The organism is Streptomyces sp. NBC_00388 (assembly GCF_036061255.1).
Taxonomy (GTDB): Bacteria; Actinomycetota; Actinomycetes; order Streptomycetales; family Streptomycetaceae; genus Streptomyces.
On sequence record NZ_CP107948.1, the window covers coordinates 194,731 to 210,822 of the forward strand.

General features: G+C 69.7%; 10 protein-coding genes. 4 read left to right on the plus strand and 6 right to left on the minus strand.

Annotated elements, in window-relative coordinates:
• Position 1 precedes the first annotated feature (1 nt).
• The 5 genes from OG917_RS01005 to OG917_RS01025 all read right to left on the minus strand — a co-directional run bounded on the left by OG917_RS01005 (position 2) and on the right by OG917_RS01025 (position 6,301).
• On the minus strand, positions 2 to 1,732 hold the full coding sequence (locus OG917_RS01005) for a prenyltransferase/squalene oxidase repeat-containing protein (RefSeq protein WP_328315559.1): 1,731 nt from the start codon (positions 1,730 to 1,732) through the stop codon (positions 2 to 4).
• Positions 1,729 to 3,054, minus strand: coding sequence for an AMP-binding protein (locus OG917_RS01010; RefSeq protein WP_328315560.1), 1,326 nt, complete (start codon positions 3,052 to 3,054; stop codon positions 1,729 to 1,731). The genes OG917_RS01005 and OG917_RS01010 overlap by 4 nt, the downstream gene beginning before the upstream one ends.
• A gap of 60 nt (positions 3,055 to 3,114) precedes the next feature.
• Positions 3,115 to 4,476: an aldehyde dehydrogenase family protein gene (locus tag OG917_RS01015; RefSeq protein ID WP_328315561.1), complete on the minus strand. Its 1,362-nt coding sequence runs from the start codon at positions 4,474 to 4,476 to the stop codon at positions 3,115 to 3,117.
• A gap of 46 nt (positions 4,477 to 4,522) precedes the next feature.
• Entirely contained in the window at positions 4,523 to 5,635 is a 1,113-nt protein-coding gene (locus OG917_RS01020) for a 3-deoxy-7-phosphoheptulonate synthase (RefSeq protein WP_328315562.1), read from the minus strand.
• 414 nt (positions 5,636 to 6,049) lie between these two features.
• Positions 6,050 to 6,301, minus strand: coding sequence for a hypothetical protein (locus tag OG917_RS01025; RefSeq protein ID WP_328315563.1), 252 nt, complete (start codon positions 6,299 to 6,301; stop codon positions 6,050 to 6,052).
• A 105-nt stretch (positions 6,302 to 6,406) separates the two neighbouring features.
• Here OG917_RS01025 and OG917_RS01030 point away from each other — a divergent pair, with 105 nt between their 5' ends.
• Both OG917_RS01030 and OG917_RS01035 read left to right on the plus strand, forming a co-directional pair.
• On the plus strand, positions 6,407 to 7,657 hold the full coding sequence (locus OG917_RS01030; protein ID WP_443058894.1) for an MFS transporter: 1,251 nt from the start codon (positions 6,407 to 6,409) through the stop codon (positions 7,655 to 7,657).
• 55 nt (positions 7,658 to 7,712) lie between these two features.
• Positions 7,713 to 9,311 (plus strand): FAD-dependent monooxygenase, encoded by a 1,599-nt coding sequence (locus OG917_RS01035; protein WP_328315565.1) that lies wholly within the window; start codon positions 7,713 to 7,715, stop codon positions 9,309 to 9,311.
• A gap of 160 nt (positions 9,312 to 9,471) precedes the next feature.
• Here OG917_RS01035 and OG917_RS01040 read toward each other — a convergent pair whose 3' ends face one another.
• On the minus strand, positions 9,472 to 10,563 hold the full coding sequence (locus tag OG917_RS01040; RefSeq protein ID WP_328315566.1) for a helix-turn-helix transcriptional regulator: 1,092 nt from the start codon (positions 10,561 to 10,563) through the stop codon (positions 9,472 to 9,474).
• A 249-nt stretch (positions 10,564 to 10,812) separates the two neighbouring features.
• Between OG917_RS01040 and OG917_RS01045 the strand changes: the two genes are divergently transcribed.
• Both OG917_RS01045 and OG917_RS01050 read left to right on the plus strand, forming a co-directional pair.
• Positions 10,813 to 14,829 (plus strand): type I polyketide synthase, encoded by a 4,017-nt coding sequence (locus tag OG917_RS01045; protein WP_328315567.1) that lies wholly within the window; start codon positions 10,813 to 10,815, stop codon positions 14,827 to 14,829.
• Between the two features lie 185 nt (positions 14,830 to 15,014).
• On the plus strand, positions 15,015 to 15,671 hold the full coding sequence (locus tag OG917_RS01050; protein ID WP_328315568.1) for a TetR/AcrR family transcriptional regulator: 657 nt from the start codon (positions 15,015 to 15,017) through the stop codon (positions 15,669 to 15,671).
• Positions 15,672 to 16,092 lie beyond the last annotated feature (421 nt).

Here is a 16,092-nt window from a genome sequence, read left to right on the forward strand (position 1 = left end):
TTCACGAGAGGGCCAGCGCCGGCAGTGGCCGCTGCTCGGCGGAGAGCCGCAGCTCCAGGCGGCGGCCCAGGCAGTCGGCGAGCGGCCCGCCGCTCGTGGCCATCAGCGGTGTCCAGGCGAAACCCCGGTCCGCGGCACGCACGCTGTCGACGAATCGGCTCAGGTGGTCGGTGTCCAGTGCGATGCCGAACAGGTCGAAGGCGAGGACCGCTTCGTATGTGCTGAGCAGGTCCGGTACACGGTGTCCCTCGTTCGCGAAGCCACCGCCCCGGACGCGGTGCAGGTCCAGGGCTTCATGGACGGGTGCCTCGTCGACGCCGACGGAACGCCGCAGGGCGCGCAGTGCCTGGAGGGTGGAGCGCAGGGTGGGGCTGCCGCCCGGGACGTTGGCCCAGCGGCCGGGGCCGGTCGCGCAAGTGGCGACGAAGTGGGCGACATCGCGCAGCGCGGAACGCGCGGTGTCCTTCGGGGCCTCACTCAGGATCTCCGCCGCGGCGCAGGTGGACACCATGTCCGAGGCGCGGCCCTCCCAGTAGCCGAAGCCACCGTCGGGGTTCTGGATGGCGGTGACGAGCCAGTCGGCGATGTCGGCCCTGGCCCGGAGGTCGTCGTGGAAGGCGCCCGCGGCCAGGGCCCACAACGTACAGCGCACCTCACCGCCCCGGCCGGGCATGTACATGACGCCGTTCTCATTGGGCAGTACGCAGCTTTCCATCCACGCCACGGCTTGCTCGTCGGCAGCTGCCGCCAGACGACCCGACAGCACGTGGGCCGAGGTCGTGAGGACGTCGGAGGCGAACTCGGGCATCCGATAGGTGAAGCCGCCCTGCTCGGTGCGGAACGACAGGAGCGTGTGCACCACCGGGTCCGACAGGTCGCCGAGGTCGTCGCCGAGCGCGCGCAGCGCGCCGACCGCACAGAAGGCGGCCCAGACATCGGCCACGGGATAGCCCGGCCAGCGAGTGAAGGCACCATCCTCGCGACGTTGTCCGCGGATCCAGCTGACGCACGCCCGGGGGTCGCGCGGCTGCTCTTCGAGGTGCCCCAGCGCATTGGTCGCCCGGAAGGTGGCCCACAGGCAGTCCGTGGTGTCGCCCGCCTGGAAGGTGAAGCCCCCGTCGTCGCTCTGCCGGGAGCGCAGCCAGCCGACGAGCAGTCCGCGGTCCCAGGGCAGCGGGCTGTCCTTGCCGAAAGCGGTCTTCCATGCGGTCAGGGCGTAGTAGCAGGCCCGTACGTCGGAGGTCCCGTCCTTGGCGTGCGCGGGACTCCATGCCAGGCCGCCGTCCGCCGCCTGCAGGGCGCCCAACCAGTCGAAGAGCGCGGGCGGCGGCTGCTCGCCGTAGATCTCGACCAGGGTGCGCACTGCGTAATACGTGGCCCAGACATCAGATGCCTGACCAGGCGTCATGGCGAATCCGCCGTCGGGGTGGGCGGCCCTGCGCACCCAGTCAGGACTGGTGGTCGTGACATCGGCGCGGGTGTCATCGGGAAGGTCCGCCAGGGCCTGGGTGCAGTAGTACGTGGCCCAGGCGTCCGACGTCATGCCGGGCGACCAGGCGAACCCGCCATCCGTGTTCTGGCGCGAGGCGAGGAAGTCGGCGGCCCGTTGCGGATCGGGCAGATCGTCGGTGCGCCCCAGCCAGGCGAGCGTGCGCACGGCAGCATACGTGCACCACAGGTCGGAGTCGCCGGACACCACACCGGAGGAGTCGAGCAGTGTTTCGAACGTCATGCGGGCACCCCCTCGTCGACCACGTTGAAGTTGGAGCGCTTCCAGCTCTTCTGCGATCCACCGCTCTTCGTCGTCACCGGCAGCCGGTTGACGAAGCGCACCTCGTCCCAGGTGAATCCGATGCGCTCCGCCGTCCGTCGCTGGATGAGGTCGCCGCGGCTCGCTTCATCGCCGCGATCGCGGCTCGGATCGCGTTCCAGCAGGAGACGGGCCCAGGTGCCGCGGGAGTTCACCTCGATCAGGTAGCCCATGACATCGCGGCTCCCGTACACGATTCCTTCGAGGTCCCGGGTCCGCACGCGGTTGCCCTTGATGGTCGTGCCGTCGCTGCCGCGGCCGTGCACCGTGACCGTGGGCGACTGCGCGCCGCACGGGCACCGGTCGCCCACCGTCACCTCGTCGCCCATGTCGAGACGGACCAGCGGGCGGGCGTCGTTGTTGAGCGGCGTCACGACGAGTCGGCCCTCACGTCCGGGGAGGACGGGGTCAATGCCCGATCCCCGGGCGATCTCGAAGTAGTTGGCCGCGCCCAGCAGGTGCAGACGGTCATGCGCGCAGCATGCGGCCAGGGTCCCGCTCTCGGTACTGCCATAGCTGGCGTCGAAGACTCGCGCACCCCACCACTCGCCGACCATGGAACGGAGTTCGGGGGTGCTGACCTCGCCCAGCAGCATGATCTGCTCGACCGAGCCGCTGAGTTCGTCCAGCAGGCCGCGCTTCTTCATCACTTGGGTGAACTGGAGCAGTACCCCCGGTGCCACGAACAGCGTGGTGGGGCGAAACACCTCCCACAGCCCGACGATGCGATCCCAGTCGGAGATTCCCGTGGTGTACGGGTAGGCCTTGGTGTGGGGCACGCCGAGGAACTCGCAGACTCCGACGATGAGATCGGCCACGGGCACGATGTCGGAGGGGAGCAGGATCAGGCTGCGGTGGTCGCCGCCGGTCAGCAGCGGGCGCCATGCCTCGGCGACGGAGACCGTGTTGGCGATCATGTCCCGTGCCGTTCGCGGTGTCGGCGTGGGGACGCCGGTGGTCCCGGTGGTCTGGTAGTACTTGAGGCCGTCGGTCACCGGGACCCGCAGGTAGTCCAAGGGGTGCGCCTTGAGCGCGTCCTTGGACGTGACGGGGGTCTCGTGAAGGGTGCGCGGGCCGGCCGGGCCGATGTTCCGGTAGGCGGGGGTCTGGGCCGCTCGCCGCCAGACCGCGTCCAGTTTGGATGCGTAGAAGGTGTCGTCCACCTCTGTGCGTGTGTGGTGGTCGGCCGCTTCCTGACGGATCCGCTCCATGAAGTCGAAGTCGCTCCTGGAGTTGATCTGCATGGGGTTGCTCCTCTCGGGGCTCGAACGGGGACGCCGCGGCGCGATGCGCGGGGCGGCGTGTCAGGGGGCGAGGGCGAGGCCCTTGGCGCGCATCAAGAACGTGCCGAGGTACCCGTCGTGCGGAACATCCGGGTGGGTCCAGGACGTCGGCCTGCCGTGGTAGACGTTGGCGACGCGTCCCAACCGCGCTGCCCGTGTGGCAAGTTCGGGGTGGGTGGTGTGCAGGGACAGGACGAGGGAGTCGTCCAGAGCGGCGAGGTCGCCGTCGTCCCAGGGGGCCACCCATACGCAGGGGAAGGGCATCTCGTGGGCGAGCAGGGGGCTGTCCGCGGACGCGACTTCGACGACGGCCGGAGTGACGGTGGCCTGCGTGCCGTTCCGTCCGACGCGTTCGACACGGGGTGCCAGATGCACGATGGACCCCTGCGCCCAGCGGGTGACCGCGGCGACGAGCTGTCCGGCCCGCTCCACCGGCATGCAGGGCAGCGCCGCGTCCTCGTCGGCGGGGCCGGCGGCCGGGAGGCCGTCCAGCTCGGCGGCCAGGTCGGCGGCGAAGCGGGGGGCGTCGCGCTCCACGAGGACCGCCGTGGTGGCGGTGCACGCGGTGCCGGCGTGATAGAGGGCGCCTTCACGGGCGAGTGCGAGCCCTTGTCCGCGATCGGCGTCCGACGTCACCAGCAGCTTCGATCGACCCGGTCCCTGCAGGCGTACGTCGTCACGGCCGCCGTAGCTGTCGGCGACGTCCTGCCCGCCGTAGACGAGGGCGAGGTCGGCCCGGTCGATGATCTGGTCGGCCGTACTGTGGTCACAGGGAGCCACGAGTACCTGGTCCGCAGGCAATCCGGCCGTACGCAGTGCGGTGACCAGGCGCCCCGGGGTCAGCGGGTCCCGCTGGGAGGGACGCACCACGACGCGGTAGCCGAGGGTGAGCGCCTCCAGCCACATGGCGTGCACACCTGGGCTGTTGCCGGCCGCGTGCACCGCGAAGACCTCTCCGCGCGGTACCCAGACGGCGCCCTGCGCCACCGGAGCCGTGCCCACGTCCTCGACGGTGCAGCCTGTCGGACGAGCCTGGGCCGGGGCCCGGCCGGGATGACGCAGCGCGTCGAGGATGAGGCGGTCGCACTCACGCACCACCGTGACGGGCGTCCCGGTCAGTTCGGCCACCCGCCGTTCGTGACGCGCCAGATCGTCTCCCATGATTTCTTGGTCCGCGAACACGTCGGCGGCCTTGGCCAACACGCCGATGACCTCGCTCGCCGGCAGGGGTGCGGTGTCACGCAGCCGACTGATCCAGTGCGAGACCATCAGGGCCGGAGCCTGCGCGAGCTCGGCCACCTCGTGTCCCGCGCTGTCGGTGAGCGTCGCGCTCCGGCGCGTGCGGCAGGGGCCGTCGGGCCCGAGCGCGGGAATTTCCCGCATGCTCAACTCTCCTCTCCTGTAGGTGCGTCGGCCGGCCTCGCGCCTTTCAGGCGCGGGTCGCCGCTCGGCGTGCCCGGCTGGCGGCCGCGAGGTCGGTGAGGACGTCCACGGTGGTCTCCCAGCCCATGCAGGCGTCGGTGATGCTCTGCCCGAACGCCGGCTCCTCCGGGCCGAGGTCCTGCCGGCCGGGCAGGATGAAGCCCTCCAGCATCACACCGCGGATGTCGGTGCTGCCCCGGGCGACCTGTTCGCCGATCTCGCCCGCCACGGTCGCCTGGCGTTCGTGGTTCTTGTCGCTGTTGGCGTGACTGGCGTCGATGACCACACCGGCCGGGAGGGAAGCGGACGCCAACAGGCCTGCGGCCTCGTCGACATGCTCGACCTGGTAGTTCGGCCGGCCGGCTCCGCCCCGCAGCACCACGTGGCAATCCGGGTTGCCGCTCGTGTGCAGGGTGACCGCACGTCCGTCCTGGTCGAACCCGAGGTAGCCGTGCGGGGCGGCCGCGGACGTGATGGCGTCGACAGCGACCTTGACGGAACCCGTGCTGCCGTTCTTCATCCCGACCGGCATCGGCAGGCCGCTGGCCAGTTGGCGGTGCACCTGGCTCTCCACGGTCCGCGCGCCGATGGCACCCCAGGAGATGAGGTCCGCAAGGTAGGCGGGGGCCGCGGGGCTGAGCCATTCCGTGGCGATGGGCATCCCCGACTCGGCTATGTCCAGCATGAGTTTGCGGGTGGCGCGCAGGCCCCGGTCGAAGTCGAGGCGTCCGTCGAGGTGAGGGTCGGCGAGGAGCCCCGTCCAGCCGACGGTGGTCCGCGGCTTCTCGACGTACACCCGCATGACGATGGCGAGGTCGTGCCGGAGTTCGGCCGCCACCGTGTTCAGCGACGTGGCGTACTCGCGTCCGGCGTCGACGTCATGGATCGAGCACGGACCCACGACGACGAGGAGCCGGTCGTCCTTCCCTCGCAGGACCTGGCGCGTCGTCCTGCGGCCCGCGTCCACCGCCGCTGCCGCGTCCGGTGTCCGCGGCAGCTCGCTCCGCAGCTCGCCCGGGGTGCTCGCCGTGTGGCTGCGGTGGCGCCCTCCGACAGCATCGGGAAGCACCTCGTCGGACACCACGCGTCCGCCGACGGCCTGCGTCGTACGCTCAAACACACTGCCAAGAGTTTGCATCGATCCTCAATTCGTGACGTTCAGTGCACCGGTCCGGGCGTCGACAACGAATCATTCGGGGAAGGGAGGGCCGGTTACCGTGAGAACTCCGGAACCCTCCCCATGACCGGGGAACGAAGTGGGGGTTCAGTCCGCTCCCTTGCGGCACACAACTACCGTGCCCATTCCGGCGAACCAGGTCCAGCGATGACGCGTGCAGCAAGTTGTGGTGCATTTAGCTGCATCGCACGGCGTCTTCAGTACGCACAATTCAGTGGAGCACCCTCTACAAGCGCTCCGATTGTCCAGCGGCCCCTTCCATGACGACGAAGCAGCACCGTTGAGCAGGTTGCGCCGGCTGACCGCGCAGGAGCCGCGCGGTCCCCCTTCGGTGGCGACGCTGGAGGGGCTCCCCGGCTACCGCGACTGCGACTGCGACTGCGACTGCGACTGCGACAGCGACAGCGACAGCGACAGCGACAGCGACAGCGACAGCGACATCGTATTTGCACCGAGGTCGCCCGGGTGGTCGTCGCCACGGACGGCCGTCGTCCTGACGAGGTCGCCGAGGAGGTCCTCGACGCACTGAATGGCCCGGAATCCGCACGCCCCGACGGCGACACGCGGCGTGCAGGAACGTGCGCCACAACATGCTGCATTCCTGAACACTCGCGCATCACGCCCTGAATCAGCAGGCTGATGAGTCCAAGCGGAGTGCCGCACAGCACTCCCCGAGATTTGACCTTCCGAACAGCCAGGTCCCGCCGACCGACGATGCAATTCCACGCATCCTGGAGAGAATTCGTGACGACAACCGAGAAAAGTTCAGCAACACGACAGGTGTCGCCCGAGCCTCGGGCCGAGCGGCTGCCGATATTACGGCTCTCCATTTTCGCCGCAGCCGGTTTTCTCGCTTTCATGACGGAAACCACACCCGACGGACTGCTTCCGCAGATCGCACGCGGGCTCTCCGTTTCACAGGGCGCCGCCGGGCAGCTGGTGACGCTCTACGCCCTGGGTTCCGTGCTGGCGGCCATTCCCGTCATCACGGCCACCCGAGGTGTACGGCGCCGGCCCCTCCTGCTGACCGCCATCGTCGGCCTGTTCGTGTTCAACACGGTCACCGCGCTTTCCCACTCCTACCTCCTGACGCTCGGCGCACGGTTCCTGGCCGGCATGGCGTCCGGCGTCATATGGGGACTCCTGGCCGGCTACGGACGCCGACTGGTTCCCGAGCGCCTGCAGGGCAGGGCCCTCGCCGTCGTGAGTGTCGGCCAGCCGGTGGCCCTCGCCCTGGGGGTCCCGATCGCCACCTGGCTCGGCGCGGTGGTGGGCTGGCAGGGTGCGTTCTGGGTGATGTCCGCGGTCGCGCTCGTCCTCGTGGCCGCCGTGCGCTCGCTGGTTCCGGACTTCCCCGGCCAGTCGAGTCAGGAGCGGCTGCCGCTGCGGGAGATCTTCACACTGCCCGGCATCCGGGCGATCCTGCTGATCATCTTTCTGTGGACGCTGGCGCACAACGTCCTGTACACGTATGTCGCCCCCTACCTCGATGCCGTCGGTCTGGGCGGCCACGTGGACGTGATGCTGCTCGTCTTCGGCACCACGGCCATGGCCGGTATCTGGGTCACCGGTGTTCTCGTGGACCGCAAGCTGCGGACGCTGTCGCTCGCCACCCTGGTGGGTTTCGCCGTCGCCGCACTGCTGCTCGCCGTCGGCGCGCACTCGTCCATCGCCGTGGTGGTGGGCGTCGTCGCCTGGGGTGTCACCTTCGGCGGTGCTCCGACCCTCCAGCAGACCGCCCTCGCCGACGCGGCGGGGGACGGCGCCGACGTGGCGCAGTCCATGCTCGTCACGGTGTGCAATCTCGCGGTCGCGGGAGCCGGTGTCACCGGCGGACTGCTGTTGGAGACGTCCGGGGTCTTCTCCTTGCCGGTCACCCTGATCGTGCTGATCGCGGTGACCTTCGCCCTCGTTCTGATGACGAAGAAGCACGGTTTCACCCCCGGAGCACGCACGTCCGCCTGAGCCGGGCCGGCACGACCGTACGTGTGCCCGAACGAGTAGACACGGAGGCAGACCCATGTCAGACAAGCGCGTTCCCGTCCTCGTCGTCGGCGGTGCCTACACCGGCCTGACCACGGCTCTGAGTCTGGCCGCCCGAGGTGTACGGCCGCTGCTCGCCGAGCGGCGCCCCGAACCGTCGCGGCTGCCGAAAGCCTGGGGACTCAACACACGGTCGCAGGAGTTGCTCAACAGCCTGCCCGGAGTGGCACGGCGCCTGCGCGACGCCTTGGGCGAGACCAAATGGCCGCGCATGAGTCACGGCGCGTCCCTCGCGGACCCCGCGCGCGCGTTCCTGGACCCGGACGCCGGCCTGCCCGACCCGCAAGAGCTGTCCGCGGTACCTCCTCTGGCCTGGGTCTCCCAGGCCCAGGTCGAGGACATCCTGCGGACCAGTGCGCAGGAGGCGGGCGCGGACCTGCGCATGGGCACCGAGATGGTGTCCGTTCGCCAGGACGTCGACACAGTCACCGCGACCCTGCGGGACACAACGACCGGCCACGAGTACACCGTTGAGGCCGACTACCTTGTGGCGGCGGACGGCCATCTGAGTCCCACCCGCGACGAGGTCGGCATCGACGTCGAGGGCAGCGGCAGCGTCGGCCACATGTACATCATCACGTTCGAGGCGGACCTGAGCCGCTATGTCGAGCCGGGCGCCGTGGAGGTGATCGGCATGCCCGGCAGTGGTTCCAGTTTCATCCTCGACGGCTCCGAGCGGCACACTCTGTGGGTCGACTACTTTCCCGAACGCGGGGAGAGCCCGCAGGACTTCACCGAGGACCGGTGCCTGGAACGGGTGGGCGACGCCGTGGGCGACCCGTCGATCGACGTCTCGTTCGTCAACGCACGCTTCTTCTCGATCAACCACAAACTGGCAACGCGTTTTCGCCAGGGGCGCGTGTTCCTGGCGGGCGACTCCGCGCACGCCTGCCCGCCCAACGGCGGGCAGGGCGGCAACCTGGCCGTACAGGACGCGTTCGACCTTTCGTGGCGTCTGGGCATGGTCCTCACCGGCCAGGCCGGTCCGGGGCTGCTCGACACGTACGAGGCCGAGCGCCGGCCCCTCGTGGAGTACACGATCGCCCGCGAACTGGAGCTGGCGAAGATATCCGAGGGGCGGGTCCCGGCCAGCTACAATCCGGCGGACCCGAACGCCCCGGTCCCCGCGCCACGCGAATTCGTGGGCTTTCGGTGCCACTCCCCCGCGGTCGTCACGGAGGACGGCGACGACCGGAGCCTTCACGAGGACCCGTGGTCGCCTACGGGCCGCCCGGGGGGACGAGCCCCCCATGTCGCACTGCACGACGCACGGCACGACTTCGGCATCCACGACCTGTTCGGCCGGGAGTTCGTGCTCGTGGCGGGGTTCGATGGGCCCGAGTGGGTGGAGGCGGCGCAGCGGACCGCGCGCGATCTGGGCGTGACTCTTTCCGCGTACCGCGTCGGGGACCGTTTCGTGGATGTGGACGACTCCTGGGCGCGACGGTACGGGGTCGACTCCAGTGGCGCGGTGCTGATCCGTCCGGACTCCGTCATCGCCTGGCGCGCCAAGAAGGCGATGTCGAACCCCGGGGATGAGCTAGCGCACGCGCTCGGATCGGTGCTGGCCCGCTGAACGCCGTGCGGCCGACGCGGGCGGGAAGCCCACGTCGGCCGACGACGGACACAGCAGGCGTGCCGGACGTACGTGACGGTGTTCCCGGAAGGGCCGATTCCCGAGGACGCCAGCACGCTCATGTGTGCGTGCCGGACCGTCAGCTGCGCCCGCCGGACCGTCAGGAGGCGGACCTTCCGGGTGTCGCGGGAGCCGTGGGCGACGTGTCCGCGCGCCGTAAGCCCTCCGCCGTGGCCGGGGCGCTGTCGGCGCCGAGCAGCCGGTCGCGGACGAGCCAGCCGGCCTGAAAGCGGCTCTGCGCCCCGAGTTCACCGAAGATCTCGGCGATGTACTTGCGGCAGGTACGGACCCCTATCCCGAGCCGGCGCGCCACGACCTCGTCCTTGTAGCCGGCGGCGAGCAGCTTCAGGATCTCGGTCTTCGTCTCCTGCGTCAGGCTGTCCGGTATCCGGTTGCTGCCCCCCGTTCCCTGGAAGGGGGCTCCGGTCGCCCAGGCGTTCATGATCATGTTGACGATGAGTTCGACCATGGCCCCGTGCTTCACGAGGTGCGCCGTACCCGCGTCCTGGCCGTCCAGGAGAACGACCACCGTCCGGTCGAAGACGATCAGGGCGGGCAGGGGCGAGGCGCTGGTCCGTACTTCGCCGCCGGCGTCGGCAAGGCCCTCGGCCCATTGGCGTGTCCCGGCGTCGTAGCGCGAGAGATGCGGCAACAGGACCCGCACATCGGCCTCGGTGACGTGGGCCGCGTCACGGTCCAGCACGGCGCAGGCCGCCTCGGGTACGCCGGTCCCGAGCGGCTGCACGGCCAGGATCTCCTCGGAGCAGCGCCTGGCGCACACCGTCAGGGCGTCGCAGATCTCCTGGGCGCCGTCGAGTGTGGCGACCGGGCTCGCGGAGGCATCGTGCGAGGCGCCGTCGGACAGCTCGGTGAGTGCCTCCACCTGCTTCCGCATTCCGTCGAGTTGTTCCTGCCAGGCATCGAGCGCGCCGACCAGCGGCCTGGCGTACTGCAACTTGACGGCCTCGGGATGCACCGCGGTCCACTCACCGCCCTCCTCGTTCCGCTCCTCGCCATGCGAGCGGGCCAGCTTCATCCTCCTCAGCCCCGAAAGCACGTGGGCCGCTCTGCCTCGCTTCCAGCCCAGGCTCGTGGCCAGCCGGTCGGTGGTCGCCCCGCCCGTCGTGACGAGCAGTTTGTAGGCCGCCAGTTCCTGGTCCTCCATCAACGCGATCGTCTGGGCGATGTCCATGGGCGCTCCCCCGTCCCTAGAGACAATCATGACCAACAATAGACACGACTCCATAGATGAACGCAAGTACAAACTTTACTCCCGGGCGGCGCCGGCCGAGCGGTCCGCAAGCTGGACGAACGCTCCTCAACTACCCACGCCTGCTTGAGCGTTCCGCGCCCGGGTAGGCGGCGGTCAAATGTTGACCTTGAGTGTAATTTTGTATTCCTTTGATGATCTCCTGTCTCATCAGATGCACCTGGAGCGTTGATGCTCAACGGAAAACCCACGGCCACACCCGTAGCCGTCGTCGGCATGGGATGCAGGTTCCCCGGTGCGGCCGGGATCGACGAGTTCTGGGACGTGCTCGTGTCCGGGACCGACGCGATCACTCCCGTCCCTCCCGACCGGTTCAGCACGGACGACAGTCACAGTCCCGAGCCGATGACGCCGGGGCGCACGGTCTCGCGACACGGCGGCTTCGTCGGGCGCCCCTTCGACTTCGACGCATCCTTCTTCCAGATCTCACCCGTCGAGGCCCAGGTCATGGACCCGCAGCAACGGCTGCTCCTGCTCGCCGTGTGGGAAGCCCTGGAGTCGGCCGGTATCCGGCCGTCCCGGCTCGCGGGCAGTCACGGCGGGGTGTTCGTCGGTCAGGCGACCGCGGAGTACGCCGACACCGATCCACACCCCCACGAGCCCGACGTACGCGGCATGGTCGGCAGTCACCTGCGCGCGGTCACGGCGGGGCGGGTCTCGTACGCCCTGGATCTGCGGGGGCCGAGTGTCGTCCTCGACACCGCGTGCTCCTCGTCGTTGGCCGCCGTGCACGCCGCCCGTCAGAGCCTGCTCACCCACGAGAGTGATCTGTGCATCGCGGCCGGAGTCAACCTGATCCTCTCGCCGCACGACGCGATCGCCTACTCCCAGGGCGACATGCTGTCCGAGAGCGGGCGGTGCAGATTCGGCGCCGCGGACGCCGACGGCTTCGTCCGCAGCGAGGGCGTGGGCGCTGTCGTTCTCAAGCGTCTCGACGACGCTGTACGCGACGGTGATCCCGTCTGCGCGGTTCTGCTCGGCAGCGCCATGACGAACGACGGGGCGGGCAGCGGCCTGTTGATACGCCCCTCGGCAGCGGGCCAGGCCGACATGGTGCGCCGCGCCTGCGACAACGCCGGCATCAGTCCGGCCGACCTCGACTATGTGGAGGCCCACGGCACCGGTACCGCTGTCGGGGACGGTGTCGAGTTGCGGGCCCTGGCCGAGGCAGCGGGAGCGGGGCGCCCCGCGGACCGTCCGCTCCTCACCGGCTCGGTCAAGACGAATCTCGGGCACACCGAGGCCGCAGCGGGTATCGCCGGCCTCATCAAGGCCGCACTGATCCTGCGGCACGGCACCATCCCCGCGTCCTTGCACCTGGACCGCCCCCACGACCTGCTCGCAAGCGGTGGCCTCCCCCTGCGCGTCGTGGAGAGCAACGAGCCTCTCGACGCCTCGGACGGGCGCCCGCTCCTCGGAGTGAGTTCCTTCGGCCTGTCCGGCACCAATGCCCACGTCGTCCTGGGCGCCCCCTCCCAACGCCCCGCGGATGCCCCGCCCCCGGGGCCCGCGACCGACGAGGGCCCGCACCTGCTCGTCCTGAGCGCGCGAACCGACAGCTCCCTGCGCCGCCTTGCGCGCAGGTGGGTAGGGTATCTGGGCCCCCAGGGCGCCGGACGACACCAGCGCCTGAGCGACATCTGTTCCTCCGCGGCGCAGGGCAGGGAAGCGTACCCGCACCGGTTGTGGGCCGTGGGTGCCGACCACGACGCCCTCGCCGGGCAACTGACGGCCCTCGCCGACGGTCGCCCGACCGCCGACGCGGGCATGGCGGACACCGGGCCCGGACCGGCCCGGCAGACCGTCTTCGTATTCTCCGGACAGGGCACGCAGTGGACCGGGATGGGGCGCACCCTCTACCGGACCTCGCCCGCCTTCCGCGAAGCCCTGGACGCGTGCGACCGTGCCATCCGCACGGAACTCGGCTGGTCCGTGGTCGAGCACCTGCTGTCCGGCACCGCAGACCCGACGTCCGACGTCGCCACCGTCCAGCCCCTGCTGTGGGCTCTGCACGTCGCACTCGTCGCACTGTGGTCGGAGAGGGGCGTGAGCGCCGATGTGTGCCTGGGGCACAGCATGGGCGAGGTGAGCGCGGCCCACGCCTTCGGAGCACTGTCCCTCAAGGACGCGGCCGCCGTGATCTGCCGACGCAGCACACTCATGCAGCGCCTGGCGGGTCAAGGCGCCATGATGGTCGCCGAGTTGCCCGCGGACCGCGCCCGCCGCGAGGAGGAGGTCCGCGCGGGGGCGGTGGACGTGGCGGTCGAGAACTCGCCCACCAGCACAGTGCTCGCCGGCGAGCCGCAGGCCCTCGGCGCGCTCCGCATCCGCCTGGAAGCACGCGACGTCCTGTGCCGCCCGATCAAGGTCAATGTCGCGTCGCACTCATCGCAGATGGACTCGCTCCGCGACGATCTGCTGGCTCGGCTCGCGGACCTGGCCCCCGAAGAGGGAACCTCCCGGATGGTCTCGACCGTGCACAGCACCGCTGTCCGTGGCACGGAACTGACCGGGACGTACTGGATGGACAACCTGCGGCTCCCTGTCCGTTTTGCCGAGACGGTCGCCCAAGTGGCCCGCGAACAGGACAGCGTCTTCCTGGAGATCAGCCCCCACCCGGCCCTCACCGCCTCCATCGACGAAACGCTCACTCACGGAGCCCCCTCAGGAGGCCGCACGGCCTCTGTGGCGTCGCTCACGCGCGGCGGCGACGAACTCGGCGACCTCGCCCGTGCCACAGGGCGCCTCTTCGTCCGCGGCGCGAAGGTGGACTGGCGACGGTGGTACGCGGGCGGCCCCCATCACGTTCCGTCCCTTCCGACCTACGCCTGGGACCTCACCCCCTTCCACCGCGGGCCCACGCCCGCGGCCGACCCGTCCGTCCGGCACGTCAGCCACCTCCCTCTGGCCTCTTTCGCCGAGACCGACCGGTGGGGCGAGGGAATTTCCCTGCGCGGTGTCCGTCCCGTGCCCGCGGTCGTCCACCTCGCCGCGATGACCGTGGCTGCCCGCTCGAACAACGCGGAGGGCTCATTCACGCTGGAGAACGTGCAGTTGGGCGACGCACTCCTCTCGGTGGACGAGGCGCCCGAGACCACACTTGAGGTGACCGTCACGGGCACTGGCCGGCACCGGGGCGTGTCGGTGTACGCCGCGACAGAGCACGATCCGCCCACATTCTGCGCCCGCGGGACCGTAGTGGAGACCACCCGCCCGGCACCCGAGTCCGGCACGGGAGCACTGGACGAGGCGCTGGCACGCTGCCACGACTACCTGAGCGCCGGGGACTTCGACACACTCGTCGCACGCCAGGGCCTCGGCATCGACGACGCGTTCCGAGGCGTGCAGCACCTGTGGCGGCGCGAAGGCGAAGCCGTCGCCCGCGTCCGGCCCCGACAGGTGTTGCCGCACGCAGGCTGGGAGCTGGCACTGCAGCCGGTGCTCGCCGCCCGCCCCGGCGCGCGCACCGACCTCCGCGCCTACGCGCCGGTCTCCTTCAAGAAAGTGTGTCTGCACGACCACCTGCCTGACGAATTCTGGGCCCTGGCCACCGTGCACGGCGACCGGGACGGTGCGCTGCGTGCCGAGGTACGCGTCCTGTCGACCGACCACACGCTCGTTGCGGAATTCTCGGGAGTCCTTCTGCGCCCGGTCACCGCCCCGTGCCCGCCCACACGCGTCCTGCCGCAACTGCCCGCGCTCGTATCGGCCCTGACCGAACGACCGGCGGTGTCACTGGCCCGCCTGATACGCAGAGCCGCGCAGCCCCTGAGAACCGATCTGGTACCGGCGCTCCTGCGCCTTCGCCTGCCCGGGACGACGACCGCGCCGGACTCCGCCGAGCCGACGTCGCCGAGGGCGCTCCGCAGCGCTGACACCCCCCGCACGCGGAGCCGTCCCGAGAACATGTCCGAAGCACTGGTCCACCACGCAGCCGAGTTGCTGGGTCTGCACCCGTCCGAGATCGACAACCGCCGGTCACTTCGTGAACTGGGCCTGGACTCACTGATGGCGACGCGACTGCGCCAGCACCTGCACATGGAGCACGGCGTGACAGTCACCTCCGGGCGGCTGCTCGGGACCGAGAGCATCGCCGCGCTGTCGCGGACGCTGACGGACACGGACACGGACACGGACACGGCCGACAACGACCGCTCCGGACCGTCGGAGCGCCTGAGATCTGCCTGAGTTACCGAGAGCTCTCCTCGTCACCACGGTGACGACAGAAAAAAATGTACTGTGGTATAAGTTTACCTCACGTTAATGTGCCCTGACCGCGTGCCCCGCCAGTGAGGAGGCCGCGCCGGGCCGCAGGTGGCGCGCGTTCCCGACGACTTACCGCCGAGCCGTGGTCCGCCCTGAGGAGGAACATCATGACCTTGCGGGAGAAGCCCCCGACCGGTCGCCGGGAGAGGAACAAGCAGCGCGTCAAGGAACGTCTTTACACAGCGGCCGTCGAACTCTTCGTGGAGAAGGGATACGACCACACCTCCATCGACGAGATCGCCGAGCGGGCGGACGTCGCACGAGGTACCTTCTTCAACTACTTCCAGCGCAAGGAAGACATCATCGGGGCCTGGGGCGAGCAGAGGCGCGCCAGGCTGGTGAGGGAATTGGAGGCGGACGATATCGGTGCCACCACGGGGGCCATCGCCCAGCTGCGGCACAGCATGGCGGTGCTGATCGACGTGAACCAGCAGGAACCTCAGCTCACGACCGCCATGCTGACCGCATGGGTCAAGGCTGGACGTCCCATCCTCGAAGAGCCCTACGTGGCCCAGGTGTTCGCCGACATCGTGGATCGCGGCATGGCCCTGGGCGAGCTGGCACCGGGAACATCGTCCCTGACAGCCGGGAACGTCCTGCGTGACGTCTATCTGGGCGCCCTGTACCGATGGGCTCACCGCTCCCCCGGCACCGCCGGCGCACTCGCCGAGGAACTGCAGCAGATCTTGCGCCTCCTTCTCGATGGCATGGCGACCACCAACGCCCCGGATGCGCGTGCCGCAGGACACGCTCCGACGCAGTGACGACAGCGCGCCCGGGCCCCGCCGACTCTGACCGCCCGTTCACAGGGGTGCCGCCTCGGTCCCGCACGATTGGGGACCGTTCCTGCGCGCGCGGGCTGCAACCTCAGCGACCTGCACCGCTGTAGTCAGAACATGGCCGAGCTCCGCACTTTCACGACTGCGACACAAGCTCTAAGACCGCGTGGCAGTAAGCATGTTGGGACGCGTAGGTCAATCTTTCGGCCACGGTGACCTGCCCGCAGTACGGGCGAGGATCTGCCTGCTTCCGCCTCCACTTCGGAGGATTTACTGCCCTCACCACGAGCGGCTGTTGCAGTCCAGTGACGCTCTACTCCCCCATCCATCCAGGGGCCGCTCGGAAATTGGAAGACACGACGGATCACAGAGAGTGGTCGCATCACACTACCTGAGCCAGAGGCCG

Excerpts from the sequence above, each read along its gene's own strand:
- OG917_RS01005 (WP_328315559.1), bottom strand. The coding sequence starts at position 1,732 with ATGACGTTCGAAACACTGCTCGACTCCTCCGGTGTGGTGTCCGGCGAC.
- OG917_RS01050 (WP_328315568.1), top strand. The coding sequence starts at position 15,015 with ATGACCTTGCGGGAGAAGCCCCCGACCGGTCGCCGGGAGAGGAACAAG.
- OG917_RS01045 (WP_328315567.1), top strand. The coding sequence starts at position 10,813 with ATGCTCAACGGAAAACCCACGGCCACACCCGTAGCCGTCGTCGGCATG.
- OG917_RS01010 (WP_328315560.1), bottom strand. The coding sequence starts at position 3,054 with ATGCAGATCAACTCCAGGAGCGACTTCGACTTCATGGAGCGGATCCGT.
- OG917_RS01035 (WP_328315565.1), top strand. The coding sequence starts at position 7,713 with ATGTCAGACAAGCGCGTTCCCGTCCTCGTCGTCGGCGGTGCCTACACC.
- OG917_RS01015 (WP_328315561.1), bottom strand. The coding sequence starts at position 4,476 with ATGCGGGAAATTCCCGCGCTCGGGCCCGACGGCCCCTGCCGCACGCGC.
- OG917_RS01030 (WP_443058894.1), top strand. The coding sequence starts at position 6,407 with ATGCAATTCCACGCATCCTGGAGAGAATTCGTGACGACAACCGAGAAA.
- OG917_RS01040 (WP_328315566.1), bottom strand. The coding sequence starts at position 10,563 with ATGGACATCGCCCAGACGATCGCGTTGATGGAGGACCAGGAACTGGCG.